The organism is Lutibacter sp. (assembly GCF_040883305.1).
Classification (GTDB): domain Bacteria; phylum Bacteroidota; class Bacteroidia; order Flavobacteriales; family Flavobacteriaceae; genus Lutibacter.
This window is the reverse complement of sequence record NZ_JBFLKT010000247.1, coordinates 1-2,702: the sequence shown is the minus strand read 5'-3', so window position 1 is coordinate 2,702 and position 2,702 is coordinate 1. Positions and strand designations below refer to the sequence as shown.

Sequence of the window (2,702 nt, the reverse complement as noted above, 5' to 3'; positions counted from 1 at the left end):
TTTAAAATTCTTCGGCAGGTATCACAAGTTTTTAAATAATAAATTTTCTTCATTTTTTATTAAATTAGTGTAAACGTAAATTTACTGTGTTTTTATTTTAAATTTGAATAATTTAAAAAAAACAACAGTATGCACAAGAAATTTGATGATTTACTTCAAACAAGAAAGTTCTTATTAAAAATTACAACCAATTTATCGAATGAACAATTAAATAAAATTCCAGAGGGTTTTAAAAATAATATTGCTTGGAATTTGACACATTTATTAGTTACACAACAATTGCTATGTTATAAATTATCGGGATTAAAATGTTTAGTTTCAGACGAAATGATAACGAATTTTCAAAAAGGATCAGCTCCAAACTATAATGTTTCTGAAGAAGAGTTTGAAAAATTTAAAGAGTTATTTTTACAATTACCAGTGCAATTAGAAAAGGATTATAACGCAGGAATTTTTAAAAACTACACAACTTATAACACAAGTATAGGTGTAAGTTTAAACGCTATTGATGAGGCCATTCCTTTTAATTTATACCACGAAGGAATTCACTTAGGAGTTATTTTACAATTATTAAAATTTATTTAAGATGAGTTTATTTGCCATTATTTCCACACTAGTAGTTATTTCTGCACTTTTTGGTTATATAAATGTGCGGTTTTTAAAAATGCCAACTACTATTGGTTTAATGGTAATTACCATTGTTTTTACGCTATTGATTTTAGCGACAAGTATGTTTAACGATACGTTGCTAGAGCAAGAAAAACTATTTATAGCGCAAATAGATTTTAAAACTGTGCTTTTAGATGTAATGTTAAGTTTTTTGTTGTTTGCGGGTGCTTTGCATACAAATTTTCAGCAATTAAAAGTACAAAGAAAACCAATTTTAATATTTGCAACTTTTAGTACTTTAACTTCAACATTTTTAGTTGGAATATTTGCTTTCTTTTTATTGAAATTACTAAGTCTTGATGTTAATTTTATTTATTGTTTACTTTTTGGAGCATTAATATCTCCAACCGATCCAATTGCCGTTTTGGGAATTTTAAAGCAAGTAGGTGCTCCAAAAATATTGGAAACTAAAATTGTTGGAGAATCATTGTTTAATGATGGCGTAGGAGTTGTGGTATTTTTAACAATATATCAAATTGCAAAAGGAGGTGGATCTATAACTTTTGGTTCTATTTTAGAAATGTTTTTAGTTGAAGTTGTTGGAGGTATTGCACTTGGGTTATTGCTAGGTTGGTTTACCTACAGGCTTTTAAAATCTATAGACGACTATGATGTTGAGGTTATTATTACACTTGCAGCTGTAATGGGAGGGACAGTTTTAGCACAATACTTGCATTTATCGGCTCCATTGGCTATGGTTACTGCAGGTTTAATAGTTGGTACAGATACGGTTAGAAAATCTTCTATGAGTAAAATTACCGAACAATATGTAGATAAATTTTGGGAATTGATAGATATTCTTTTGAATACGGTATTGTTTGTTTTAATTGGAATGGAACTATTAATTTTAACATTTAATAATAAATTTATTTTAGCTGGTTTATTGTTAGTTCCAACCTTATTATTTGCACGTTATTTATCGTTAATGTTGCCAATTAAACTGTATGCTAAAAAATTAGATTTTGTTCCAAAAACTAATTTAATTATGACTTGGGGTGGTTTGCGTGGTGGAATTTCAATAGCATTGGCATTGAGTTTAACTGTGGAAATGCATCGCGATTTATTTTTGGTAATTACCTATATAATTGTAGTTTTTTCAATAATTGTACAAGGACTGACAGTTGGCAAACTAATAAAAAAAATAACAAACTAAAATATTAATTTAGGTAGTAAATATAACCAACATGAATCCATAAAAGCCAGTCATTATATTTATCTTCAGGCGCAAATTTGTTATTTAATCCATCTACATAATTAGAGAAAAAATATTGCCATCTAGATTCAATTAATAAATCTGAATAATAACCTAATTTTCTTCTTGTTCCAATCCCTAATGTTGCAGACATGGTAATTGCAGGAGTTACTCTTGTTGCCTTTGGAAAATTATTAGGATCCCATTTTGGATATAAAATCCCTGGGTCTCTCCAATTACCAAGATCAGATGTAATGGAAGGATCATAAAAATCTACAAAAGCTCCAGCACTAACATATGGAGACCATTTTAAATCTGGAATTCTTCTAGATCCAAAATCTACAATATCTACCCAATGAAATTCTAATTGCGCGCCAATATTTAATAAATAAGTTTTTCCATGATGTGCTCTTAATAAAGCACCACCATTTGTTGATAAGTCTTCTGCCCATTGCCCAAAATGGTCTAATTTTGCAGACATATAAGAAAGTTCTGCTCTAACTCTAAAATGTTCAGCCCAATAACTAGTCCGCTGATTCCAACGGTATCTGTAATCGGTAAAATTTAGATAATAAACAGCTCCAAACCCAGGGCCTACATTCCCTGCAACATTGCTTTTTAAATGATTTCTTTCACCATAATCTGTTGTAAATGAGGCGGATCCATAGATTAAGCCAATTTCATGACTACTTTCATCCTGAGCTTTTAGGTTTACAGTTATTAGACTAACTATAATAATGGTTACTATTTTAAGTTTTATTCTCAAAAAAAGGGGTTTGTTTTATCAAATGTACTAAAATCTATATAAACTATAAACCAAATAATTAATTATTCAATTATA

3 protein-coding genes are annotated in these 2,702 nt (G+C 29.1%); 2 read left to right on the top strand and 1 reads right to left on the bottom strand.

Annotated elements, in window-relative coordinates; genetic code table 11:
• Positions 1–129 precede the first annotated feature (129 nt).
• Both AB1Z17_RS07795 and AB1Z17_RS07790 read left to right on the top strand, forming a co-directional pair.
• Positions 130–585, top strand: coding sequence for a DinB family protein (locus AB1Z17_RS07795; RefSeq protein WP_368051238.1), 456 nt, complete (start codon positions 130–132; stop codon positions 583–585).
• Between the two features lies 1 nt (position 586).
• On the top strand, positions 587–1,822 hold the full coding sequence (locus tag AB1Z17_RS07790; RefSeq protein ID WP_368051237.1) for a cation:proton antiporter: 1,236 nt from the start codon (positions 587–589) through the stop codon (positions 1,820–1,822).
• Between the two features lie 4 nt (positions 1,823–1,826).
• Here AB1Z17_RS07790 and AB1Z17_RS07785 read toward each other — a convergent pair whose 3' ends face one another.
• Positions 1,827–2,627, bottom strand: coding sequence for a glutamate dehydrogenase (locus AB1Z17_RS07785; protein WP_368051236.1), 801 nt, complete (start codon positions 2,625–2,627; stop codon positions 1,827–1,829).
• Positions 2,628–2,702 lie beyond the last annotated feature (75 nt).